This is a genomic window from Bacillus sp. F9_6S_D1_P_5, from assembly GCF_054823925.1.
Genome location: NZ_JBTREW010000008.1, coordinates 38121 through 62293, shown reverse-complemented (window position 1 = coordinate 62293; position 24173 = coordinate 38121). Strand labels below are relative to the sequence as shown.

Below are 24173 nucleotides of genomic sequence, written 5' to 3'. Positions count from 1 at the left end.
CTATATTAAAAGTAACGTACAACTTCCATACATTACCTTGCACAAATATTAATATAATATTTAAAACTTAATAGAAATTAAAACAAATCTAAAGAAAAGGTAAAGTTTACTAAATTAAATGTAAAAATACCCAATAACCAAAAACTAAGCTTTTGGTTATTGGGTATTTAGGAATTAATAATGGGCCGCATTGATTCAAATCTATCATCATAATTTGATAGAGATTTTTCACTCTGAGCTTTCGGCAAGTAAATCGTTACTGTTGTCCCGACTCCAACTTCACTCATAATACTTATATTCCCTTGATGACTTTCAATGATTTTATAACTTAACATTAATCCGATACCAGTACCTTTTTCTTTCGTACTATAAAAAGGCTCACCTAATCTCTTAATTCTTTCTTCAGGTATCCCTATTCCTTCATCAATTATATGAATAATGACACCTTCATCGTTTATCTCTTTAATATGAATTGTAATTTTCCCGCCATCCGGCATAGCCTCGATTGAATTTTGCAAAATATTAATAAACACTTGTTTCAATTGATTTTCTGAGCACTCAATACTTATATCTTTTGTGTCTGCATATAATTCCACTTGAATATTCGTCATAATTGCTTTTGTATTCATTAACGAAACGACATTTTTATAAATTTGATAAATATTTTTTTGTTCTGTATTTATTTCATCTGTTTTAGCAATTGATAAAAACTCTTGAAGAATCGCTTCTATTCTTTCAATTTCAGAAAGCATTAAATCAAAATATTTTTCTTGATCTTCTTTATTAATTTGGAATAACTGTATAAATCCTTTAATGACTGTTAGTGGGTTCCTCACTTCATGAGCAACACCAGCTGCTAATTGACCGATTGCTGCAAGTGTATCTGACTTATTTAGCAATTCTTCTGTCTTTTTTCGCTCTGTAATATCACGTACAATGATCATAATTTTATCGTGTAATAATGGTAAACATCTAGCTTCAAAGAAATCGATACTACCATTAATTGTAAGTGGATATTCAACAATTACATTTGTTGCTTTTTCCTTCACTTGATGAATTGCTTCCTGAAACTGCTGAGCCACTGGAGATGGTAATACTTCGAAAAACTTTTTTCCCATAAAAGCTTCTGCCGGTACGTAAAATTTCGAAGGAGATCCTGCTTTATAATCTATAATTGTGCCATCATCTTCTGTTAAGAAACATAAATCTGGTAAAGCCTTAAAAATTAATTCCAATTCAGACGTTTGTTGTTTTAACTGCTCTTCTATCGCTTTTAAATGTGTAATATCTACACCAACTGCCCAGTAGCTATATCCTGTTACAGGAAACTGTTCTGATATATTGGACCACATAATTGTTTTGGTTTCACCATTTTTACATGTTAAGTGCATTTCCCAATCTCTGAAATTTTTTCCACAAGTTAAAAATTTCGATTGTATTTGGTGACGATAATTTTGATCAGGGTACAATAATTGAAGCGCATTAGGATTCCCTATTATTTCTTCAGCTGTATAACCTGTTACAATTTCACACTCCCGATTCCACAAAACAAAATCGCCATTATAATCAAGCGCATCTACCATAACAGGCATGTTTTGTAAAATCGTATGAAGTTCCTCCTCTTTTCGAGAAAGCAACGTTGTATTTTTACTCTGAAATACTTTTTTTGCCCCATCAATAATTAGATTTGCAAGCATTTCAAAGTATTTTTGACAATTGAAAATTTCACTTTTGTTTGACCATACTACAAAAGATCCTAAATGTTGATTGTATAAAAAAATGGGGATTTCAATTTTGGGAAGTTTACATATTTTCGTCTCATTTATTCCAAAAGAAAATATACATTCTTTTTCAGCATCAAGAAGTTGATGTGATATGTTGGTTAATTGATAAAATTGTTCTGCCATGGTTTCTATTGTACTCACATCAATAAGTTCCATTAGCCGCGCATTCATTCCTTTTTCACCTCAATATGTAAAATTAATACAAATTCAAAATTTATACTTCTCCATTATACGAAGAATGTGCCTTTAGGTATATAGCTGTAGAATAATTATTCGAACAAATTTTATTTTTCAATCAAAAAAGAGAAATATATACGTATAAAACGAAACTATTATTAATACATATTTTATTCATCAAACACCAATTCTAATATGATAAGCATCATAAAGCGTGCCCTCATATATACATTTAACTATGAAATTAGCATTATACACATCATTTATAGCAGTATAAAAATGCAAAAAATATAAAGTTCATAAAATTTTCACAATTATCATGAAAAATTTAAACATTTATTCCAATATATTCTATATAATAAAGTGTAATAAGGCTTCTATGAATCTCATAGAATACCTTACCCCTAATAAAAAGAAAAAAAGAATCTATTTGGATTCTTTTTTTCTTTTTATATTACATTACATATTTATATAAAGCATGTGCAACGCCGTGTTCTTCATTTGATAAAGTTTCGTATTGACACATTGCTTTTATTTCTTCGACTGCGTTCCCCATTGCAATTGATATGTTTGCTTTTTCCATCATAGATACATCGTTTAGCCCATCACCTATCGCTACAGTATTTTCAACCGGAATATTCAGATGTTCTGCTAATGTATATAAGCCATTTCCTTTTTGAGCATCTCGATGGTTAATCTCTAAGTTATGCCAATATGAAGATGTAATTGCTAAATCAGTATTATGCAAAAACGTTTCTTTTAACTTTTTTAGTTTTTCTATGTCATAAGAAAATGGTAAAAGCTTATGCACATGTATATCTGTTTCTACAATTGGTTTACAACTTTCTGCACTAAGAAATGCTGTATGTTCAAGGTATAATGCAGCAATCGTTTCTAACTCTTTCAAGTCGATATTTTCATTTAAATTTTTCACGTACTCGATTTCATTACGTACACTCTCCACTCCATAATCCGGTACGTACACACCTTTATCAGTATAAAGCTGATAATATAAACCATTCTCTTCAAGATAGTTCACAATCTCAAGTGCTTGCATATTTTGAATTGGATATCGTTTCATCATTTTTTTATCTTTATATATAAGCGCACCGTTTTCTGCAATAATTGGACACTCTAAATTAACTTCTAACAATAATCGTTCAATGTCGACGATAGAACGTCCTGTACAAATTGCTACAACGTGGCCTGCTTCCTGACATTTTCGAATCGCTTCTGCATTCTCTTTACTAATCATTTTATTTCCCGAAAGAAGAGTTCCATCTAAATCAATTGCAATTAATTTCATTATTTCTTCACCACTTTCTATATATACACGAATTTATATTAAACGAAAGGTATCGTTTTCATACTGATTTCGTGAAGTACTCCTTATTTATAATTTATGAAAAGCGTTTCAGGTCAAGAAATAATTAAAAATAAAATCAAAAGCTTTTCTTTTTAAAGAAAAGCTTTTGATTTTAATCTATGAACTATAACTAATATATTTCGTCTCACACATGTACACATTCTTTTCTTCAGTTGGGACATATATTTTAAACTTTTCTAAACGTTTTCCGTAAATATGAATAGTGACAACGCTTTCATTTTCGGCTATTTCAAGAATATGACAATCAGCTGGTGGAATGACTTTATCTGTTTCTCCTTCTCCCAAATAAAGATTTCCTGTATGTGTTAAATAAACAAGTGAATTTTCAAGCTGTTTAGTTTGTATAAAGTTTTGCACCATTATCCTTCCTCTAAAAACACCTTCTACTCCCCATGTACCATCATGATCATGTAAAGGTGTAGATTGTCCATCTTTCCATACAAGAGCTAATACTTCAAAACGATTAAAGGGATCTTCATATAACAAGTGTCGTGCGTATTGAGCCGAATTCGCCTTCTGTTTTTCTAACGGAAGCCATGTTTTCTTTTCTAAAAGTTCTTCTAGTAATTTTTCAATCGCACAAACAATTTGATTTTCTAATAAATTACTATCCATTAAATCCGTTACACCTTTAATGAACGTTTGAAACGTTTTACTTCCATTACACGTTAACATAAGCGTCCTCCTCCATACTAAATAACCAACCAAAAATTTACAATTGAGAAATAAAAAACAAGGTACAGTAAATTTGTACCTTGCTGAGCGATTTACCTAGTTTTCAAAAGAATAGGTAAGTAATTTAACGTTTGTTCATTTTCCAATAGACATTTTTCTAAATTGAACGATGGAGATAACTCTATTTTTTCAAAGGCATTTATGAAAGTTCTTAATGCAATCTCAGCTTCTAAACGTGCAAGTGGTGCCCCTAAGCAAAAGTGAGCACCTTTACCAAATGTTAAATGCTTTTCATTTCCTATTCGGTGTATATTAAATTTAGAGGCTTGCGAAAACTTTTTCTCATCTAAATTTGCTGCACTTACCCACGCAACAATCATTTGATCCTTTTTCATAAAAGGTCCAAATATATTTGTATCCTCTGTAATCCTCCTAGCTAACGTAACAGGAAAGCGATAGCGCAATACTTCCTCAATTGCCTTTGAAATTAATTTAGGTTCTTCTCTTAATTCTTTATATGTTCCAGGTGAATCCACTAAAAAGCAATAAAAGCTATTAATAATTAAATTAGTAGTTGTTTCATTACCTGCGGCTAATAAACCTAAAGAAAAAGTTACAATTTCTTCATCTGTTAATCTTTCGCCTTCATATTCAGCTCGTATTAAATCCGAAATAATATCATCGGTTAAATGGTATCTCTTTCCCTGAACAATCGGTAGAAGATATGCTTTAAATTCATTTAGTGCTATACCCTTTTCCACATCCAGATCATTAAACTTTTCTTTACTATACGGCATAAATAAAATATCAGACCATGCTTTAATTTTTTTACGGTCCGTTGTTGGCACTCCTAATAAATCGGATATGACGGTAACAGGTAAAGGTGCAGCAAACTCTTCAACGTTATTAACCTCACTATATTTTTCGATATGTTGTACAAGTTCATTTGCGATAGACTGATATGTAAATATAATAAAAAACGAATGATTAATAGAAATATTCTACGCCACTCGTTTTTTATCGGACTTCTTTTTACTGTACTTTTATTTTCTTTATGAGTTATTAGAAAAATAATTGTCTATATAAGTCTTTATTTTTTCAAAATCCTTTTCCATAAATAAGATTGCTGGTACTTCAATTATTGGAAGATTATTTTCATTATCAAAAGGTGGACACGGTTTGGGAACTACCAAATAGTCAACTGAGTTTTTATCCCTAATATAATTAATTGAAACATCATAATAGTTAGAAAAATATCCCTTCAAATCATCCTGATTCCTTAAAAATGGTAGAGAAAATATTGAACCATAATTTATACCAGCGTCGACAATTAATACAAAGCATATTTTTTTCATGATACACCCTCCTCGTATAATAAGTTTTAAGTTAATAACTGTTCCTTGAAAATTAAATAGTTTTTATCTTCAAGAGCTACATCAAAAAAATGATGTATGGGTAAAATTTAGTCTTGGATAAGGTAACACTGATAAAAACAGGTTTCCTTTTTCTTTATATTCAATTAAATTATACCATTATTTTACATAAATTTTCAGACTTTGTTTTTTTTATTTTATTGGTAAACTTATGCTTAGCATGAATTGGAGGGATATATATGATAGATTATAGAATAATTTCAAGAGAAAACTATTCAAATAAGATTGGAGAGCTTGTAACAATGCTTGAACATACAAGAGATGTTACATTGAGCGAAATCTCCAATTTAAACCAAAGTGATTTAGATTTCTTACCAAACGGTAGTTCAAACACTATTGGTTCTCTCTTATCACATATTGCAGCGATGGAGTTTGTTCATCAAGTTATCTCGTTTGAAAAAAGAGATTTAACTGAAAGTGAATATCTAAAGTGGCGAATTTCTTTAGAACTTGGAGACAAAGCAAGGGAAGGAATAAAAAAGCAATCTTTAGATTATTATTTGAATGAATTATCACAAGTTAGAGAAAATACACTAACATATCTGAAATCAAAACAAGATAGCTGGTTATTCGAGGAAAACAAGTGGGATAATGGTGTGCCTTATAATAATTACTACTTGTGGTTTCACGTTATGGAAGACGAAATTAATCATCGTGGACAAATAAGAACAATTAAGCGATTGATGGGAATGAATAAATAAATCTTATTCAACCAAAGGGTGCTTTACTTGAGAAAGTCACTAGAAGAGTCAAATGATAACTATGAACTGCCCCAATTGCTAGGTTTTGTTTAACAATTGGGGGCAGTTCATTTATAGCGCATAGGTAATCAGCTTTTTGTTAATCATGAGGTAGATATTTTTAACTAAAAAACCAATAATGGAAATATATTACAGTTCATGACCCGTTTTTACACGTATCTCGGCTGAACCCCATAATACACTGTATCCCGCTCTTCGGCGCTTCGAAAATATGGGGGCTATAATTAAACAAATACATAAACAAGTCGGAAAGCCGAATCGAAATATGTACGACATAACTGAAACAGGAGAAGAAATTTTTTATGAAATGTTAAGAGAGTTTCCCGAAAAACTCGCGACAAACAATGCAGAATTTCTTGTTCGTATCGCACTATTTGAAAAACTTGATTACGAAGCTAGGAAAGAAATTTTAACAATACGCCAAGACGTACTACATAAACAGCTTACTGCTATTCAATCTTTAGATGTTAGCTCATTTTTCATTACAGAAGTTATTGAATTTAGTAAATCACGTATTGAACATGAATTGCTTTGGCTTACATCACTTATGAAGAAAATATGAAAAAATAAAAAGAAAAGTTAAAAACAATGAATGAAAATGAGATTTATTATCAATACTATAATTAATAAAAGGGCAACCACGATTTGGCTACCCTTCAAAATTTATACTTCTGGATCGAAAGTTTTGCAATCTGTTTCTTCCGTAGTAGATGCTTGTTTCCCTTTATGACTTACTACATAAATTGCGTCTGCGCTACATTTATTGCCGTTAGCCCAAAATTTACAGTTGTTTACTTCACATAAAACGTCTTGTGCCATAGTATCACACCTCCTTGTTCTATTATCATTAACAAAATTCGGAGGTATGATACTCTTTGTCATACATTTTTTATTACCTTTTTAGCTTTCTTAATGGTTCAATATCTCCTTTTACAATAGCATCTATATTTTCAGTTATTTTTTCAATGTCAAAATGCCACCATTGAATTTGCAATAATTCTTCTATTAATGCATTTGTAAATCGTTCTTTTATTTTATTTGCAGGGTTTCCACCAACAATTGTATATGGTGCGACGTCTCTAGTCACAACAGATTTAGCTGCAATGATTGCACCATCCCCTATTTTTATTCCAGGCATAATCGTTGTATCCATACCAATCCAAACGTCATTTCCTATTACTGTATCACCTTTGTAAGGTAAATCAGACAAACTCGGTGTATACTTCTCCCACCCATTTCCAAATATATTAAATGGATATGCCGAAAATCCATCCATCCGATGATTGGCTCCGTTCATAATAAAGGTAACTCCATTTGCAATACAACAAAACTTTCCAATAGTAAGATGATCTCCAAGAAATTCATAATGATGTAATACTCGATCTTCAAATGTTTCTCCATCTTTCGCATCATAATATGAATAGTCTCCAACGAGTATATTTGCTTTCGTTATTGTATTTTTTATAAAATGGACATTTTGATTTCCTTCAATAGGATATTTAACATTTGGATTAGGATTCATGTTGTACAGCACTTCCTTTACCATTTATTTCACTCTCTACCGCTATTACTGGCTTTAAATTGTATATAGGTAAAATAAATAATAATCCAATTATAAAAAGTAAAGCGGTCCCTTCATACATCATACTTAATGAAAACATCTCCTTTAATGAGCCAGCAATACTCATCGTTACTACCATTGAACCGGTAAATAACGGACTTAAAATGCCATTTACACGACCAATAAAATCAGTATCGCTATTTTGGATAATGAGCGTATTAATACCTATTTGGATACAAGGAAGAGCTAACCCACTAAAGAGTTGTGCTGTGAGTGTTACCCATAAATTTGTGGAATAACCTATAATACCAATACCGATTGCCTGACCGAGCATACCGATAATTAACATCTTTTGCGGAGCTACGTTTTTCGCAAATACCATCGCTAAAGCTCCGCCAACAATCATACCCGCGCCATTTACTGTTAGTAACCATTGTAAACTCTCTTTTGATAAACTTAACTGCTCAGTTACGATAAATATACCTAATGGCTGAATCAATCCTATACCTAGTCCTGCCGCCATAAAACAAAGCCCTAGTAAAGTTAATGCTTTTTTCTTTTTCACATATTTAATACCATCAAGCATCTCCTGTAGTAGCGTGATTTCTTTCTTATCATTATCATTCTCAAGATCTTTCGGAAGAAATAACAACACAGCAGCTGCCAGTAAAAAAGCGATACCTGTTATGATAATTGAGATATAAATTCCAAAACTATGAAAAATAAATGTTCCAAGAATCGGCCCTAATACCATAAAAATCGCAAATATTGTTTGATATATAGACATGGCTAATTGGATCTGTTCCGCCGATAAATGCTGTTTAAACAATTTCATACCAGATGGTTGAGAAAACTGCGAAAGTATTGCAGAAATAAGTGTGACAAAAAACACAATTTTCCATGTTCCAAACATAAGTGTAATTAATACAGCGAATACTGAGATAGAACTTAACGTTTCACACCATATCATTGTCCTCTTCGGCTTCCACCTATCAGCAAACGTTCCACCAATAAAGGAAAAGATGAAAATTGGAGCAAACTCAGCAACCGAAATCATTGAAATAGCAAAAGCATCACCTTTTGTCATTTCCATTACATACAGTAATACCGCAAAGTTCCGAACCCATATTCCAATTTGTAAAAATAATGCTGATGCAAGAATTCCTTGGACAAAACGATTTTTTAATACTTGTGATACCCCATTGTTTTGTTTCGTTACTACATTTGTCGACATAAAAAAGCCCCCTATTTCATGTTCTGAACAGGAGGCAGCACAAATCATATAAAAAGACTATATATTCGCAGAGCGAAATACATCCTTTTTCTATAAATGCACAGACTAATCCTATTCAGAAGAATATTTCGTTTTTTAACGAAGATCTCTTACAAATAGAATTAGTTGATCATTGGGATGTTTTCACCCTTCCGTTTCGAATTTAAATAACACATACATACTCTATGTAAATCATTTTCGATGTATGCATGTCTAAAAATAAATATTCTAGAATGTTAATGGTAATTCCTCTAAAGAACGCATTAAATAATTACCTTGCCATTTAATTTCTACGCGATTTCCTTTTATTTGCAAATCAGGCATTCGATTAAACAAAGTAGTAATAGCAATCTTTGCTTCCAGCCTAGCAAGTGGAGCGCCTAAGCAGAAATGGCTCCCATGGCCAAAGGCAATATGACGATTATTCTCCCGAGTAATATCAAATACTTCTGGGTTCTCAAATACTGTTTCATCACGGTTTGCCGAAGCTAATGCAATGACAACCATATCCCCTTTTTCAATTGTTCGATCGTGAATTTGAAAAGATTCATCTGCCCATCTTGAAGTTGTAACCTCAACCGGAGAATAATATCGTAATCCCTCCTCAATAGCTACATCAATTAATTTTGGATTTTCTTTTAATAACTGTAATTGGTCCGGGTTTTCAAGAAGCGCTAATACCGTATTTGTAATTAAATTTACCGTTGTTTCGTGTCCCGCCACTATTAGTAACATTATCATTGAATATAGTTCCCGAGCGCTAAGTTTATGCCCTTCACTTTCCGCAAGTATTAAAGCACTCACCAAGTCCTCTTTTGGTTCTTGTCTTTTAACATCAACTAAATATTGGAGATATGTAATAAACTCAGATAGTTGCTTTTCGGTTTCTTTTATTTCTTCTGGCGTTTCTGGGTAAGCGATGACAGCATGAGACCAAATTCTAAATTTCGCTTGATCTTCTTTCGGAATGCCGAGCATTTCACTTATTACAATAATCGGTAAAGGGAACGAATAATCATCCACAAGATTTAATGAACCTTTTCGCTGCGCATCACTTAACAAATCATCTGCAATATCCTGTATTCTTCCTTCCAATTGTGTGATCATCTTCGGTGTAAAAGCTTTTTGTACGAGTGATCGTAAACGATTATGGTTAGGTGGATCTGAATTTAGCATGTGCGTCGTTAAATAATCACTATTGTCAACAGTAAGAAAGACATTCAATGCATCTTGAGAAAATACATTGGCCGGATCTTTTTTTAAGCGATTATCTTTTAATAGTGGCAAAGCATCTTCATATCTTGTAATAAGCCACTCTGCACCTAATTCAGTTTTATTCACAAATAAGATAGGTTGCATTTTTCGAGATTCTTTATAAATTTCATATGCATCTTCTTTAAACTGAGCTGAAGCTAAATTAATGCCATCCTCTATTCTTAGTCCAACTTTGTTTTTCATTGACATCGTATTCCCTCACTCCCATATGTTTTTGAAAACCAACCAACATATGCATTATACTCTAATAAAAACGTGAAAATTGTAAATTTTTAATCAAAATCTTACTTCATATATTGAAAAATAAAAAAGTGAGGGAGTAAAATCTTTCTACTCTCTCACTTTTCTTTATGCGAAACACATGAAATTACTAATTTGCTGATAACGATAACTTACTTTACGACGACGACCACCTTGCCAAGTGTAACCTGATACTCCGTTCCTTCTCACCTCAGTCGGGAAGAACCATAAATCTCTTCCGAAAGGACCAGGACGATGTAAACGTAAAAAGCCCCATCTTCCTAGACAGTTACACATCCATGATTTCATATTACCTGGTTGTGCTGGAGACGCAAATGTAGACGGTAACGACGGCGCTTGTGACGGTGGTGGTGACGATGGAGCATCCTCCGCATCATCTGGTCTATAATCTTCTTGTTACAAATCTCTCACTTCATTTACAGGTTCATACCCGTAGTTTTGTGGATTATAATACATCCCTTGATCATATGGATAATTTTGTTGGTTATACATATTAACAAATCACCTACTTTTCATTCAGTACCTTTAACATTTATATGTGATATGTGCTCTATAGGAAGCTTATGTATAGCCTAAATTTAACAAAAAATAAAGCTCGGATTTTAAAAATACGAGCTTCTTCATAATCGGAATAGATGTATTATTTTCTTAATTTCACACTATAGAAACGCATTTCATCTAACGAACCTTCAAATTCAAATACTTCTTGTTTAATTAATTCCTTTAAGCGATATTCTAAAAACGTATCGCCAACTAACTGCTCTACATGACCAAGTGCTTCACCAATTACCCTAGGGGCTTTTAGGAATTCTCGATCAGCACCTATACTTTTCGCACATTCAATAATAAATTGATCAAAATAATCTTCTTGTACAGAACGCACTTCATTGTCTCTCCAAACTCTTAAAAATTCCGTACTTTTCGATAGACTCTCCCACTCATGTTCAAGCTGCATACGTTTCTCTACAGTTAAATACGGCAATTCTACAAAACTTTTTTGAATTAGAGCTAAACTTTCAGGTGCTAACTCTCCAGTTCCACGAATAGCATACTCTTTTTTTAATATTTCTTTACTTGCTTCAGATGTATTCATAACGCGAATATTTTTCTTATCTTTTAATTGCGCCATTACAAAACATAGACCTACATGTTCATGTGCGTTATCGGCTTTCCAAATTGTAATAGGCGTTTCAATAGGAATAGTATGTAGTTCTTCTATAGTTTCTAAAAACCTTGGTAAATACTCTTCTTCAAAATAATTTTCATAAGCAGTTAAGTTGTTTACTAACCATTCCTGTCTCGCTAGTTGCCCTTCATTCATATGTAACTTGTTTATCGGCCCAATTGAAAAGAATTCAGAAAAAGCAACAACCATCTCTTCCAACCGTTCTTCTTGACTCAGCATATACTTTAAACATCCAGCTGTTGAATCATCAAAAGCTATATGCACGTGTAAGCTTTCTTTTACATTTCTTTTATAAGATGTACTACTCGTTAGTTGCTTAGGAATATCCATCAAATTTTTAATAGTATCTTCACTATAGTTTTCTTCTAATAAATTTAATTGGATTAAAATACTTTGAAGTAAATGTTTTGCTTCATCTTCGTACATATCCTCTACAGCATTTTTAATTTTATTTATCACGTAAATCCCTCTATTCATTTCAAAAATAACGTAGATTATAGTGTATCATTTAAGTGTTACTCTTTAAAAGTTTTTTTAGTCAAACCATGTATTAGAAAGATTGCTACAGCTATATAAGGTTTCAACAAAAGCTTTCCCTACAATTCTTAAATGCTAAATAATCCTTTGAAAATCCTTTTATTTAAATGTATAATTATATAGAAAATAAAAAGTACAGGAGCTATGTTTATGGAGAAAGTATTTCCTAATTATAAACAGTATCTAAAAAATTGGAGATTTATATTTATTTGTATATTACCTACTATCGCTTTTTTATATGCTTTTGATGTCATCTTTGAATTACTATTTCATCAAGATTTCTATTTATCTAACTTAATTTTTGCTATTATATTATTTTTAATATTTATTAACATCAAAGATATGTTTAAAATTGAAAGTTAAAGTGCTGAATAAAAAAAGAGCACCCTGCAATCGGATGCTCTCATGTGATAGAGGTTTTTTCTGAGTATTAAGTAGGACACGAAGGTCTTGTCCCACTATCTAATATATGCTTGTACTTATTTTTTGTGCATGTACGAAGTATCACTATACATTCTCCCCATAAATTCATTGTACAATTAACATATTTATACATAAAAAAAACATCCCCCGTGGATGTTTTTTATGTACCGATTTTTAAGCTTCCATAAACTTAGCTGGTATACCAATTTTTTCAACTACAGAAGATATATTAGTAGGATTAATCATTACATTTTCAATACTAACTAATTTATTTTCTAATAGTCCATTCTCTGTTGTAATAAGTTCTTCAAACCGTTCTAAAGTCATCGAAAATTTGTGTTCACTTCCGCCATTCATACTGACTTTTACATACTTCATCGTGTCACCGCCTTTCTTAAATATTTATAATTCTATAAGAATGCGTTTACATCCTTTTATTTAATTATGGTTTTATTACCTCCCAATATAAATTTAAAATACTTTCGAAAAAACAGCCAAAATACACGTCTTGTTCTTTTTATTAAAATGACATTCAAACGTTTCTAGTATTCTATATCTTTGGGAAAGATTATATAATAGTATTGATTAAATATTAGGAGTGTTATGAATGGCTGATATAATCCGTCTCTTAATCATCATACTTATTGCTGTTTTTTTATTTTCATCTATTATTATGGAGTTTAAAAAACCTCAAAAAAGTATGTTTTGGTTCTCTATTGAAGTCTTGTTTTTGCTGGGAATCATACTTTTAATTAAAGAATTTTTTAATGAATTTTTCGCATAAACCCTTAAGTAAAATATAATATTTTATCAGTAACGCATAAGAAATTATGATTTTGAACTCTTTTCACTAAAGTTAAGAATATAACTTCCAATAATTATCCTTTATTTATAATCGCCTTATTAGCATCTGCTAAGTCTTATTGGTTTATTACCATTAAGACTAGAACAAGCATGCCTTGTCATATATTAAAAAAAGATAAGGGGTGTGACTACATTGAATAATAATAAAAATCAATTTGTTTTTTATGTAATAAAAAGTTCAACAATTAAAAAATTTATTATTATTGATTTAATTGCTGGAACAGGAATTTATTGGTCAGTAAACTTCATTTCTTCAAATGCAATACTCGCAATGATTAGTTGTATTTTTGGGACAAAGAAAATGAAGAAAATGCATCATTCATAGAATCCAAAAGTATATCCCAATTATTCCCTTTCGGTTATATCCCTTTTATACTCCGCGTAATTGTGTACTATTTATTATCTTCTTTCGCCTTTATCTTCAATGATTAACTGAATAATTTCATATACACCGTAATAGATACATTCCACTGAAAGCAGGTAGATCCTTCACTTTTTGCTCTTCTTGACATGGGAAAAGAAGAGTGAAAAGTTGGCTCATTCATTAGATTCTCTAGCAAACAACATTTTGGCTTGTCTGTTTTGTATGAGATTTTTCATTTTACATATACTACTTTTGAACCTGCATATGAAACTGCATACCAATGCAAACCATTTTGGTGTTTTGGAATTCCCTTCCTGGGATAAGTATATTTTACTTATCCTTTTTTTGTATAGATATGTATATTTAGGGTAAAACTAATTACAAGCAGTTTTTCTGTTATTCGTAGTTCTTAATCAAAAGACTTTTCTCCTTTAAAGGACAGCAGATACGACTGCTTGTCCTTTTTTATTTACATTTCACACGAGATTTTTTGACTAAGTCTAAGCATTCTAATATGGATCCCAAATAGCCGATGTTTATATTCATTCAAAATAAGCATTTTCTGATGCTTTCCTTTTTAAGTTACACAACAAGATAAAAATGAACTTATACATTTGAATCCATGTTCCCTATCTCAGAAGCTCTTCTAAATAACTAAAAAAGAACACCTTAAGTAAGTGTTCTTTTTTCTTTATGTAAGCGAACATACAGATAATATTAATCCTCCAAATGTCACTGTTCCTAGTAAGCCTAATACAAATCCTGTTAAACAAACACAATCAGCAAGACAAATGGAAGATTGCGATAATGGAACAAATGCCCTACTTGTGCTCGATCCATAATGTTTTATTTTCTCATAATTTATATCTAACATTAAATGTAGAGACGATATACAACCTTCAATAGTTTGAAGAGATTCAGTTTCTAATCGCTCCAATAACTTGTTATGTAAAGCAAACGGAAGAAGGAACTGTTTATCTAATTTCATATTTTGATAAATTAATTGTAAACGAGTTAGCATACTATTTTTCTTTTTTTCAGATACAACTGTACATTTCATATTATTAAATTCATTTAATAATATCGTCAATTCATCCCTGGTGCCGTATAAATCCCTAGCTATTCTTCTCTTTAGTTTGTATGAATGAATAATAGATTTAATCCCAATCATTTAATTACACTTCCTAATTAAATATTATCTATCCTTATAGATAAACAGTACTTTTAAACCATATTAAAAATACACTCAAACACTTTAATTTACTATCTATTATCATTACATAAACCTTACATTATTGTAATAATTCCTTTTACTACTTACCAAATAGAAGCAATCCAACTTCTTAATTATTGTTGTATACATCTCTATAGAAAGTGCAATCATTAATAAAAATAACTTCAATTTATTTTATTAACCGTTCCCTTTACTCCGTAATAAAGTATTAAAATATTGTTGGTTATATTTTTTTAATAAAATGTAATCACACAAAGCAAACGGTTTATGATTGCATCGAAACCGTTTGTTTGATATCCGTATTTTTATCTTACGTTATAATTGCTAATAAGAATGATAGAGATAAAAATGCACAAAGTGGTATATATAAAGCAGTATCCATTCTAGCAAATTGAGTATCTTTTTTCCGCTTAAAAATACCAAAATAATGAAACTCACCAATTACTCTTATGAAAAATACAATCATACACACCCAGGACCCCACTTGAACAATAATATTAGGAAATGCAAAATGAACAATATTTGTTTTTTGTAATAAAATCATCGCTGCCATACTTAATAATAACGCAATGATCAATGTCACTCCTGCACCTGGTGTAAACACCTTTTCTCCATTTTTTGTTGGAATAACACTATTTGTTGCCCACTTACCTCCGAAAGCCCAGTAAACATGTAAAAAGCTAACTAAAAATAATATACTGACGGCAATATATGTAATAATAAGCATTTTGTTCTCCCATTATTTTATTTAAGTCTTCAACTTCAGAGTATGCTACAAGTTCCACATTAGCAATCTATATTTAATTACATAAAAAACCCTTTAATGCTAAATCATTAAAGGGTTTACTAAAATTTTTTATACATTATACCTATTTCTACGACGTTCCATCCTCGTTTGTCCTTGAGCAGTTTCTTCTTTATATTGATGCATTTGCTCTGCCATTTCATATGTTGCAGTTGGAGTTGTTTCTTCGTAATTATGCTCACGTATTTTTTCAGGCGTTTTTTGTTTTGATACTTTTCCACCAAACTTAAATAATTTCATCTTTAATTTCGGTAATTTTGGAAGTGGAATCTTAAATGATAGCTTTTTACGTTTCTTTTTTTGTTGAAATAGATTTCTATTTTCTTTATTATCTTCCTCTTTACGGTGTAACAACATGGCGATTAACCCACCTAATATAAGCCCGCCAACTAAAAGCATAAGGTATTTGAAATTACTTATCATTAAACTAGACATACGTTCAAGTATGACTAACGACTGTACTTCTTTTATATCCCATAAGAAAGCGGCCCATAATGCGAATAAACCGAAAGTAAGTCCATATGTACGAAAACGGAATAAACATGGAATTAAAGCGACACAAGCGGCAATTTTCGCATTCGCTATAATTGAACTTGTTGAAATATCTTGATGCCAAATTACTAAAAGTAATGTTATAAATGGCGCATAAGCTATCCAGCTACATATACGTGAATATATTTTTTTCGCAAAATAGCTACCAAAACTAGTGAAAAATAAAAGACCTCCAATATATAAAGATTGTTCTAGTTGGATTTGCTTCATAATTCCTGCAACTGGAAAGAGGCCGCTCAATAGCATTAATAGCACATCTAATTTCTTCACAATTCCTCATTCCTTTCAAATTTCTTTTGAATCAATTCATATAACTTTTCCATATGATGTAGTTTTTTATTTCTAAAAAACATCTTAATCCTGTATGGAAATAAAGTAAATATGTAAAAGGAAAGATACATGACAAAAGATATCCTTATTTACATAAAAAAATGACAAATCCTGATTGATATAATGAGCAGGATTTGTCTATTATTATTTAAAGTAGAATAATTGAATCTTTCTTTTCTATTTTTATAATATCTACATCCAATTCATCATCAAACTCTTTAAACTCTCTTGCATCTATATCCGTCATATAGCTCTTTATTACTTTCGCCATATGCATGGAATATGGCATGTGTATATTCTTTTCCAAAAGCATACTTGAATTACAGCACATGTAATGTACCATTTTGGCAATATAGTTCCTTTCAACAGCTTTTACACCTAGCGGTAATATTTCAAGTATATATCGGTGCAATGTTTCACTACCATTAATCGAATACTCACCAGTGCTATAATACATTCCTTTTCGATCTATATATAAACTCGTACTATCAAGTACATCATCACATTCTATCGCACCGTATTTTGGTACATCAAAAGATGTATTTATTCTTACAGCATTTAAGTTTGGAACCTTTAGCATATCTGGTACAATGTCAGGGAAAATATCTATATTAATTTTTTTATTTTGTAACTCTTTTATCCAATGTTTTCTTACATTCGCATCTATAATGAAGTATACTTGCTCATTTTGTTCTTTTGCATGTTGTAAAATTTCCGTTAATGTTTCAGAAACAAATTGTTTAAATTGAATGCCCATATCATTTCTTTTTGAAGGCTGCGGTAAAAAGGCATTATGTTTATTTACACTTAACAATAAACAATCAATCGTTTGCCACTCTGTATTCCCATATAATTTATATGAAATTTCTTTTCCTTTTATTTGAGAAAAAATGGGCAAAAAATCAAATTTCGAGATTCGTTCAATTGATAAATTAACATATGTACAAGGTAAATTTATCTTATTCCAACTACGTTTTAAAAATCCTCTTTGTTCTAATAAACTAAAAATACCATTTATAATAGTTTTACGAGATACACTTTGGCCTATAAATAAATTAATAAATGCTGAAATACGGTTTGTTCGTGCAAATCCTTCTCTAACAATTTGCTTCGGATCAATTTTTTCACGTCCATCACAATTTTTCATTGCAATTAACGCCAATGTCGCATCATTGCGATTACCTGCAGTAGCATAAACCGCTTTCATAACATCCTCTACTAAATTCGTTTTATACTTCTGGCAATATTGCATCTTATATGGATTTTGCAATACCTTTTCAATATTACATCTTACTATTTTTAACAATACTGGAGAATCTGCATTTAATACATATGATGACTCACTGATTTGAGCTAACACCATTTCACTTTCAAATAACGCTTGCTCTACTTCCATCGATATTTTTTCAGACCATATTTCTAACGTTATAGTCTCTAATCCTTTTGGAGCAATTAAAGGGAATATTTCGTTTTTATTATTCGTTTCCAGTCTCTTACATTCTGGTATTAATGTGAAATAAGCGAATTTTTGCTGAAACGCTTTAAATAGATACTCTCTTTCCTTTACTTTTATACCTTGTTTTATTTTAGTACCTTGAACTTTATATATTCTCTCATTGTATGGAAGCAATACTCTAAGATTTGTTCCTAGCATATAATCTTTCGGATATTGAAGAATATGCTCCAATTCAACTTCTCCACCTATATGAAAATCATCTTTTAAATTTCTAAATATCTTAATCCATTTTATACCGTTTGTAGCTTGTTGTACTTTTAGTTTTACAAACCGTAATTTTTTATTATTGGATGCAAATCCCGGAGTGGAAATTAAAATCATGCCCCGTTTTCGTCTCAAAAGCAAAGGAATATCTGGATGATTATATTCTTGATATTAAGACTATTTTTATGAGCATTTCGTATAAGTGTGATTTAACTGATTAAAGCTATTTTCAAAGAAGGCATATCAGCGATAATTTATGTCTATTCTGTATAAGTGTTAGCAAGTTCGTTTGCAAACTTGTTAGCACTTTTTTCATTTCATCCATATATATTTAATTTAAATTAAGTCTCCTAACTTTTTATTGAACAAAACATTTGTAAAAAATGAAACTATATAAGTCTAGCTTTATATTATCAAAATAAAAAGTGTTTATTCTTTCCTTATAAGCCCATGTAAAAAATTCGACTCAATTAAGTCGGATTTTCTTACATCGCACATATGCGGCTAACTATTAATATTTATTAATTTTTGATTACAGCTCTCAATCCACTCTTGATATTCAATTTTCTCCTCTTCGATAGATGTACTTTTCAATAGTTTTTCACATACCACTTTAAAATTCTTATAAAATGCTTTTGCTTTATAGGTAAGATCATTTGATAAGTTTTTATATTCTTTAAAAGCTTTTCTATATGAATCAATAGACTCTTCATTCTTATTTAATTTCTCATAAATAGAACCTTGAATTGCATAAATGTATGAATCCTGCTCACCATTACCAATAATCGGCTTTACAGCTTCCAAGGCTTTTTCATATTCCTTTTGTTTAATATATAAATTTGCCTTTCCAATGTATCCTCTTATATTTTTTTTATCTATTTTTATTGCATTATTATATGCATCCATAGCATCTTCGTTGTTTTTTAATTTTACTAAAGCATTTCCTAAATTAAAATACATTAAAGCATTTGGTGTTATTTCTATAGCTGTCTTAAGGTCATCTACAGCTTTTTCTGGTTTATCTAACATTAAATTTATTACACTTCTCACATTATAAACTTGCCAAGAATACCCCTTTAACTGTATAGCACAGTCTATAGCTTCTAATGCATCTTCCAGTCTCCCATCGATATTCGCTAATATACGTGCTTTACTTAAAAATGTTTCAAGCCTTCTTGGATTTAAATCTTGCAATTCTGTAACTAATTCTAAAGCCTTTTCAAATTTCCCTTCACTATATAAAGCACTTATCTGGTTAGCTAGTTCACTAATTTGTTTCTCTATTTCACTTTCAGGAATAATGTCAATCATACCATCTTCTGAGATTACTACAATTACACAATTCCCTTCAATGCCATCTCCATTTTTATATCTTAAAGCTGAATTATACCTGGCTCCCCTTGATGAGTCACCCTCTCCAATTTTTGCATATCCATCTAATATCACCCCAATCGCATGAACATGCCCATCAATATCCATATACAGAGCACCGTCTATATTGGTTATTTTTTCAACCACTTGCCTAAAATAACTACTCTCTTTGGTATCTATTATATTAATTTTTATCGATTGCTCTTTTAATCTTTCCACTTCGGTTTCAGCTATCTCTGGTGTAGTGATAACTATTGTTGTCCCATGTTTCTGGCTATATGCACATTTTACAACTTCAATAATATTTGTAATTTTGTTATCTATCTTAACCGTGTCTTTATTTTCTTTCTTAGATAAGTACTCATTAAATACATTTTGCAAGGATTTCTTTAACCTAATTTCCGAAAATGTATTTTCTACCAATTCCATTTTCCCATGCTTTACACTTAACAAATTATTCTCTTTATAGAACCAATGGACTATTTCATCCATTTTAGTTTTTCCATCCTTAACATTATGAATAATTTTTATTTCTTTTACTTTATATTCAAACTTACCCAAAAAATCAATCAATAAAACCTTGTTGATTGATTTTAATTTCAAGTTATATAAATCCCTTAAATTTCCTAATCCGTAAATATGTTTGTTATCACCTATAAGATAAATACTATCATCCGTCATCTCTAATAATTTTCTTATCTTTCTGTGCTCTTTGTATGCTATTACAACATCAAATTTAATAACAAAGCGGACATGTTTCTCTATTATCTTTTCATCTATTAAAAGTAATTTAGCATTTATACTTTGACCTTCATAGTTTAAAGTTGAGATTACGTTTAATTCATCATACAAATTATGATTTTCATTACCCTCTTCGTTACATACACGGTTAATTAAGTTATTGATAAAATCTCTCCCTATAGAAGATATAGAATCATCAATATTTTGTTCTAAAAGCTTATTTAGCCCTAAATCCTTACATTTTTCAAATATGCAATCCATAACATATCTAAAGAATGAAAAATGAGGGATATTTAAAAACACTTCCTTTGTATCATCTTCAAAATCCTTAAAAGTTAAATAAAATAATAAATATTTCCCCTCTTCAATTTCTAAGTAATTCAAGTAATTCAACTTCTCGAAATTCACAAAAGAATTATTCTCTTTATCATCAATATTATCTAATTGAATTTGTTTTAAGACTTCATCAGATTCAATTAATGTGGTCTCATTTAATTTATTATTTAAGTTATGTAATTCTTTTTGGTTCTCCAAAAATGAAATATTATTAATATTTAATTCAATAAGTCTATCTGGTATTAGTATGTCTTTTTCATCCACCTTACCAGTAAATTCAATTGTTTCAACTGTTAAATTAACTATCGGATTAAGAGTCTGGATATAATTTTTAATTAATCCCTGTATTTTGATTTGTATATTTTCTGCTTCATTCACTTAATTCTTCTCCCCTTATAATTTTTTCACAATACATAATTAATAAATAAAAACATTTAATTTTTATATTAACATTATACAAGGTAATTTTTATTGTAAATACAATTTTTGCACTTTCAAAAGAAAAAACTTAAACATTTCTAACTGAAAAATTAATAGATATAATATAACGGCAGATGTTATGAGGTTATTAGGTGTTGTCAGTGAAGTAGTAAAAGATAATTAATATCTAAATGTAAATTTATATTTTTTATGAATTGATAAATAGTATGATGGCCCTAAATAAAAGAGCAGTCTATGCAAATTTGAGCAGACTGCTCTTTTTACTTTTCACATACATAAAGATTAGTTTAAATTTTATGAATTAGTAAATACAAACCAAACCCCCATAAAGGCGACTCCTATTTTTATTCATAAAACTATTCTTTTATGAAAAATCACTTCGGCTTCATTTATAATGTAAGTAGGTTCTAGTGTATATAAAACCTTGTTTAATCTGCAATTTCTGTGTTTACATTTTTTTCTTTTTATCCCATAATTTTAATTGGGAGAAGGAGGGGAAAAATGGTTCAAATCAAGGTAACGCCTGAAATGCTAGAAGAAGTTGCAAATCGTGCAAGTAATACCAGACACGCATTAGAATCCATACATAATAATTTATGTAATCAAATTGATCATTTGTGTTCTCAATGGATCGGTGCTTCTAATCAACATTTCGTTCAAATGTTCAACGATGCGAAACCAAAGGCTTTTACATCTATCAATTCGATTGTACAAGTAGAAGAAGATTTGAAGCGAATCGCCGAGAAATTTCGCAATACAGATAATCAAGATGTTACACTAGAAGAAGATACAGCTATTAGTAAACCCTCTAGTGAAGAAGGATTTGATGGCGGGAAATTAGCTCGTGATATAGCCGGAGAATTGACTGGTGAATATGATGCAAAACGTGTTATGGAAGGTGTCGACCCTGAAACTGGTGAGAAACTTTCAAGATGGGAACGTGGGCTTGCAGGGGTAATGCTTGTAGCAGGTCTTACTCCAGTTGGTAAAGGAATTAAAGTTGTTAAAGGCGCTAAAAAAGTTGCCGATGGTATAGATGCAGCAGCAAAATTAGAAAAACAACGAAAAACCTTAAAAGCAAATCAGATAACAGGAAAAGAATATGAGACAAAAATGTTCGAGTCTATCAAACAACAAAAGCCTAAATCAGAAATAACGGAACAAATAACTGTTGAAACAAAATCAGGGGTAAGAACACGTATAGATATAGGAGGTAAAGATCCTAACGGGAAGATTGATTTAGTGGAATTAAAATCATCAATGACAGCACCTCTTACAAAGAATCAGAAAAAAGCATTCCCTGAAATTGAGGAATCTGGCGCGATTGTTAAAAGTAGGAATAAACCGCCATTTGAGCATTTAGAGGAAATCCCACCAACTAAAATAAATGTAATAAGAAAAGAAAAATAAGGAGGCTTTCATATGGCGCTACATGATACAGATCAAGTCGATTTAGTTTTAATAGATGATGAAAATGAAAATAATGTATATTTAACGATATTTGATGCTTTAAATTGGGAAAATGAAGAAATAGAAGGTGAACATATTTTACTTTTACAAGATAAAATCAATACATATTTAGGTTTTATTGAAAGTGAAGAAATATATGAAAAAGTTCCTAATACAGCTGGCAGAAAGTATTTTATCATTCAAGTGTATGCACAACATGTTCCTAGTTACTATGGTAAGAAGTTTTATAACATGGTAAGTGAACAATTAGGTGAAGCAGGTTATGGGTTTGAATTTCATCATAAACCAATTGAATCTTTAAGTTAATTCGTATAAAACAAAAAAGAGCATTGTCCAAATGCTCTTTTTTTATGTATCAACCCATATTCGATAAAACAAGAGTACAAAGAAAATAAAAAGGCTTTTAAGAAGAAGGGAAAACAAGTTAGAAAAATATCTGATTTATAATAAAAAAAGCCGTAAAATGACGGCTCTTTTTTGTTCATCAAACTATTCTTTTGTTTTATTTAACTTCATACCACCAACCTTTTTTACCTAACCAATCTTTCATACCTTTTAATTGCGCATCGCTAGTTGGATCCGTAACAATATATGTTAATCCATCTGATTGTAATTTGAAGTCCGCTGTCATTTTTAAAGAAGTTAAAGCTCCCATAACATCAGGAGTTTCATATGGTGAGAACGCGCCAGTTTGGATGACATTTTGTTTAGTTGGCATAGCGGTTGCTACGCTACCACTCTTAACCTTCTGAATAAACGTTCCCCATCTACCCTCAGCTAGCATTCTATGTGGACAATATTTACCTGACCAGGATTGATGAGTTCGGACATTTTCAATCGGAATATTGTACATAGACATGAGTTGGCGTATAACATCAACAGCATTATCTTCAGCTTTATAGTATCTATCTCCTCCTGATTTTGAATAACAGATTTCTACAGAAATGGATTCACGATTCCCCGAACCATTGCCGTCTCCGCAAGCCCAGGCATTACGTTCCAACGGAATACCTTGAATTGCTTTCTTGTCATCTACTGCAATATGAAACGACACCTCATTATTGTTACTAATCATGTAACTTACTTCATTTTCAGCTGGAGCATCATTATATGTGTTGTGAACAGTGATATATTTAGGTTTCATTGTATACGGACACTTTGTACCATATTTACTTGGTGAAACTAAATTTTTTCTGATTTCCATTATTCAAC

At 30.8% G+C, this 24173-nt stretch carries 23 protein-coding genes and 2 pseudogenes; 7 read left to right on the top strand and 18 right to left on the bottom strand.

Annotation, left to right across the window (positions count from 1 at the left end):
* Positions 1-167: 167 nt before the first annotated feature.
* The 5 genes and pseudogenes from ACUXEY_RS11725 to ACUXEY_RS11705 form a co-directional block, all read right to left on the bottom strand.
* Complete coding sequence (locus tag ACUXEY_RS11725) at positions 168-1955, bottom strand: ATP-binding protein (protein ID WP_461300756.1); 1788 nt, start codon at positions 1953-1955, stop codon at positions 168-170.
* 460 nt (positions 1956-2415) lie between these two features.
* On the bottom strand, positions 2416-3267 hold the full coding sequence (locus ACUXEY_RS11720; RefSeq protein WP_461300755.1) for a Cof-type HAD-IIB family hydrolase: 852 nt from the start codon (positions 3265-3267) through the stop codon (positions 2416-2418).
* A gap of 177 nt (positions 3268-3444) precedes the next feature.
* Positions 3445-4023: a cysteine dioxygenase family protein gene (locus ACUXEY_RS11715; protein ID WP_048529787.1), complete on the bottom strand. Its 579-nt coding sequence runs from the start codon at positions 4021-4023 to the stop codon at positions 3445-3447.
* Positions 4024-4115: 92 nt separating this feature from the next.
* A pseudogene (locus ACUXEY_RS11710) lies at positions 4116-4982 on the bottom strand (cytochrome P450); the annotation flags it as partial.
* Between the two features lie 93 nt (positions 4983-5075).
* A complete protein-coding gene (locus tag ACUXEY_RS11705) occupies positions 5076-5378 on the bottom strand; it encodes a hypothetical protein (protein WP_461300754.1) in 303 nt (100 codons plus the stop codon).
* A 257-nt stretch (positions 5379-5635) separates the two neighbouring features.
* Here ACUXEY_RS11705 and ACUXEY_RS11700 point away from each other — a divergent pair, with 257 nt between their 5' ends.
* Entirely contained in the window at positions 5636-6157 is a 522-nt protein-coding gene (locus ACUXEY_RS11700) for a DinB family protein (protein WP_000568385.1), read from the top strand.
* Between the two features lie 217 nt (positions 6158-6374).
* Positions 6375-6779 carry a PadR family transcriptional regulator gene (locus ACUXEY_RS11695; RefSeq protein ID WP_461300836.1) on the top strand — a complete coding sequence of 135 codons (405 nt, stop codon included), beginning with the start codon at positions 6375-6377 and terminating at the stop codon, positions 6777-6779.
* A 101-nt stretch (positions 6780-6880) separates the two neighbouring features.
* Here the strand turns inward: ACUXEY_RS11695 and ACUXEY_RS11690 are convergent, their stop codons facing one another.
* From ACUXEY_RS11690 to ACUXEY_RS11665, 6 genes and pseudogenes are all read right to left on the bottom strand, one after another.
* Positions 6881-7036 carry a DUF1540 domain-containing protein gene (locus ACUXEY_RS11690; RefSeq protein ID WP_000046091.1) on the bottom strand — a complete coding sequence of 52 codons (156 nt, stop codon included), beginning with the start codon at positions 7034-7036 and terminating at the stop codon, positions 6881-6883.
* A 73-nt stretch (positions 7037-7109) separates the two neighbouring features.
* On the bottom strand, positions 7110-7739 hold the full coding sequence (locus ACUXEY_RS11685) for a Vat family streptogramin A O-acetyltransferase (RefSeq protein ID WP_461300753.1): 630 nt from the start codon (positions 7737-7739) through the stop codon (positions 7110-7112).
* Entirely contained in the window at positions 7729-9012 is a 1284-nt protein-coding gene (locus ACUXEY_RS11680) for an MFS transporter (protein WP_461300752.1), read from the bottom strand. The genes ACUXEY_RS11685 and ACUXEY_RS11680 overlap by 11 nt, the downstream gene beginning before the upstream one ends.
* A gap of 267 nt (positions 9013-9279) precedes the next feature.
* Positions 9280-10515, bottom strand: coding sequence for a cytochrome P450 (gene cypA, locus ACUXEY_RS11675; RefSeq protein WP_461300751.1), 1236 nt, complete (start codon positions 10513-10515; stop codon positions 9280-9282).
* 159 nt (positions 10516-10674) lie between these two features.
* Positions 10675-11079 (bottom strand): annotated as a pseudogene (locus tag ACUXEY_RS11670) (hypothetical protein).
* Between the two features lie 148 nt (positions 11080-11227).
* The gene (locus tag ACUXEY_RS11665; RefSeq protein ID WP_461300750.1) at positions 11228-12232 is read right to left on the bottom strand and encodes a DUF1835 domain-containing protein; all 1005 of its coding nucleotides are present in this window, start codon (positions 12230-12232) and stop codon (positions 11228-11230) included.
* 228 nt (positions 12233-12460) lie between these two features.
* Here ACUXEY_RS11665 and ACUXEY_RS11660 point away from each other — a divergent pair, with 228 nt between their 5' ends.
* Positions 12461-12673 carry a hypothetical protein gene (locus ACUXEY_RS11660; protein WP_166703903.1) on the top strand — a complete coding sequence of 71 codons (213 nt, stop codon included), beginning with the start codon at positions 12461-12463 and terminating at the stop codon, positions 12671-12673.
* 234 nt (positions 12674-12907) lie between these two features.
* Here ACUXEY_RS11660 and ACUXEY_RS11655 read toward each other — a convergent pair whose 3' ends face one another.
* A complete protein-coding gene (locus ACUXEY_RS11655; RefSeq protein WP_461300749.1) occupies positions 12908-13111 on the bottom strand; it encodes a hypothetical protein in 204 nt (67 codons plus the stop codon).
* Positions 13112-13340: 229 nt separating this feature from the next.
* Between ACUXEY_RS11655 and ACUXEY_RS11650 the strand changes: the two genes are divergently transcribed.
* Together ACUXEY_RS11650 and ACUXEY_RS11645 are read left to right on the top strand one after the other, a co-directional pair.
* Positions 13341-13517: a hypothetical protein gene (locus tag ACUXEY_RS11650; RefSeq protein WP_461300748.1), complete on the top strand. Its 177-nt coding sequence runs from the start codon at positions 13341-13343 to the stop codon at positions 13515-13517.
* Positions 13518-13730: 213 nt separating this feature from the next.
* Complete coding sequence (locus ACUXEY_RS11645; RefSeq protein WP_461300835.1) at positions 13731-13922, top strand: hypothetical protein; 192 nt, start codon at positions 13731-13733, stop codon at positions 13920-13922.
* Positions 13923-14652: 730 nt separating this feature from the next.
* On the opposite strand, the gene ACUXEY_RS11640 is transcribed toward ACUXEY_RS11645, so the two are convergent.
* The 5 genes from ACUXEY_RS11640 to ACUXEY_RS11620 form a co-directional block, all read right to left on the bottom strand.
* Entirely contained in the window at positions 14653-15132 is a 480-nt protein-coding gene (locus tag ACUXEY_RS11640) for a homoserine dehydrogenase (protein ID WP_461300747.1), read from the bottom strand.
* Positions 15133-15505: 373 nt separating this feature from the next.
* The gene (locus ACUXEY_RS11635; RefSeq protein ID WP_461300746.1) at positions 15506-15922 is read right to left on the bottom strand and encodes a DUF3995 domain-containing protein; all 417 of its coding nucleotides are present in this window, start codon (positions 15920-15922) and stop codon (positions 15506-15508) included.
* Positions 15923-16051: 129 nt separating this feature from the next.
* Complete coding sequence (locus ACUXEY_RS11630; RefSeq protein WP_461300745.1) at positions 16052-16822, bottom strand: DUF3959 family protein; 771 nt, start codon at positions 16820-16822, stop codon at positions 16052-16054.
* 208 nt (positions 16823-17030) lie between these two features.
* A complete protein-coding gene (locus tag ACUXEY_RS11625; RefSeq protein WP_461300744.1) occupies positions 17031-18719 on the bottom strand; it encodes an RNaseH domain-containing protein in 1689 nt (562 codons plus the stop codon).
* Positions 18720-19106: 387 nt separating this feature from the next.
* Positions 19107-21428, bottom strand: a complete 2322-nt coding sequence (locus tag ACUXEY_RS11620; RefSeq protein ID WP_461300743.1) for a tetratricopeptide repeat protein — start codon at positions 21426-21428, stop codon at positions 19107-19109.
* Between the two features lie 564 nt (positions 21429-21992).
* On the opposite strand from ACUXEY_RS11620, the gene ACUXEY_RS11615 reads away from it, so the two are divergent.
* Positions 21993-22901 carry a WXG100 family type VII secretion target gene (locus ACUXEY_RS11615; protein WP_000249931.1) on the top strand — a complete coding sequence of 303 codons (909 nt, stop codon included), beginning with the start codon at positions 21993-21995 and terminating at the stop codon, positions 22899-22901.
* Positions 22902-22913: 12 nt separating this feature from the next.
* Positions 22914-23267 carry a DUF6572 domain-containing protein gene (locus tag ACUXEY_RS11610; protein ID WP_001173690.1) on the top strand — a complete coding sequence of 118 codons (354 nt, stop codon included), beginning with the start codon at positions 22914-22916 and terminating at the stop codon, positions 23265-23267.
* 196 nt (positions 23268-23463) lie between these two features.
* Here the strand turns inward: ACUXEY_RS11610 and ACUXEY_RS11605 are convergent, their stop codons facing one another.
* Complete coding sequence (locus tag ACUXEY_RS11605) at positions 23464-24165, bottom strand: N-acetylmuramoyl-L-alanine amidase C-terminal domain-containing protein (protein ID WP_461300742.1); 702 nt, start codon at positions 24163-24165, stop codon at positions 23464-23466.
* Positions 24166-24173 lie beyond the last annotated feature (8 nt).

Excerpts from the sequence above, each read along its gene's own strand:
- ACUXEY_RS11725 (WP_461300756.1), bottom strand. The coding sequence starts at position 1,955 with ATGAATGCGCGGCTAATGGAACTTATTGATGTGAGTACAATAGAAACC.
- ACUXEY_RS11720 (WP_461300755.1), bottom strand. The coding sequence starts at position 3,267 with ATGAAATTAATTGCAATTGATTTAGATGGAACTCTTCTTTCGGGAAAT.
- ACUXEY_RS11715 (WP_048529787.1), bottom strand. The coding sequence starts at position 4,023 with ATGTTAACGTGTAATGGAAGTAAAACGTTTCAAACGTTCATTAAAGGT.
- ACUXEY_RS11705 (WP_461300754.1), bottom strand. The coding sequence starts at position 5,378 with ATGAAAAAAATATGCTTTGTATTAATTGTCGACGCTGGTATAAATTAT.
- ACUXEY_RS11700 (WP_000568385.1), top strand. The coding sequence starts at position 5,636 with ATGATAGATTATAGAATAATTTCAAGAGAAAACTATTCAAATAAGATT.
- ACUXEY_RS11690 (WP_000046091.1), bottom strand. The coding sequence starts at position 7,036 with ATGGCACAAGACGTTTTATGTGAAGTAAACAACTGTAAATTTTGGGCT.
- ACUXEY_RS11685 (WP_461300753.1), bottom strand. The coding sequence starts at position 7,739 with ATGAATCCTAATCCAAATGTTAAATATCCTATTGAAGGAAATCAAAAT.
- ACUXEY_RS11680 (WP_461300752.1), bottom strand. The coding sequence starts at position 9,012 with ATGTCGACAAATGTAGTAACGAAACAAAACAATGGGGTATCACAAGTA.
- cypA (WP_461300751.1), bottom strand. The coding sequence starts at position 10,515 with ATGTCAATGAAAAACAAAGTTGGACTAAGAATAGAGGATGGCATTAAT.
- ACUXEY_RS11660 (WP_166703903.1), top strand. The coding sequence starts at position 12,461 with ATGGAGAAAGTATTTCCTAATTATAAACAGTATCTAAAAAATTGGAGA.
- ACUXEY_RS11655 (WP_461300749.1), bottom strand. The coding sequence starts at position 13,111 with ATGAAGTATGTAAAAGTCAGTATGAATGGCGGAAGTGAACACAAATTT.
- ACUXEY_RS11650 (WP_461300748.1), top strand. The coding sequence starts at position 13,341 with ATGGCTGATATAATCCGTCTCTTAATCATCATACTTATTGCTGTTTTT.
- ACUXEY_RS11640 (WP_461300747.1), bottom strand. The coding sequence starts at position 15,132 with ATGATTGGGATTAAATCTATTATTCATTCATACAAACTAAAGAGAAGA.
- ACUXEY_RS11635 (WP_461300746.1), bottom strand. The coding sequence starts at position 15,922 with ATGCTTATTATTACATATATTGCCGTCAGTATATTATTTTTAGTTAGC.
- ACUXEY_RS11625 (WP_461300744.1), bottom strand. The coding sequence starts at position 18,719 with ATGATTTTAATTTCCACTCCGGGATTTGCATCCAATAATAAAAAATTA.
- ACUXEY_RS11615 (WP_000249931.1), top strand. The coding sequence starts at position 21,993 with ATGGTTCAAATCAAGGTAACGCCTGAAATGCTAGAAGAAGTTGCAAAT.
- ACUXEY_RS11610 (WP_001173690.1), top strand. The coding sequence starts at position 22,914 with ATGGCGCTACATGATACAGATCAAGTCGATTTAGTTTTAATAGATGAT.
- ACUXEY_RS11605 (WP_461300742.1), bottom strand. The coding sequence starts at position 24,165 with ATGGAAATCAGAAAAAATTTAGTTTCACCAAGTAAATATGGTACAAAG.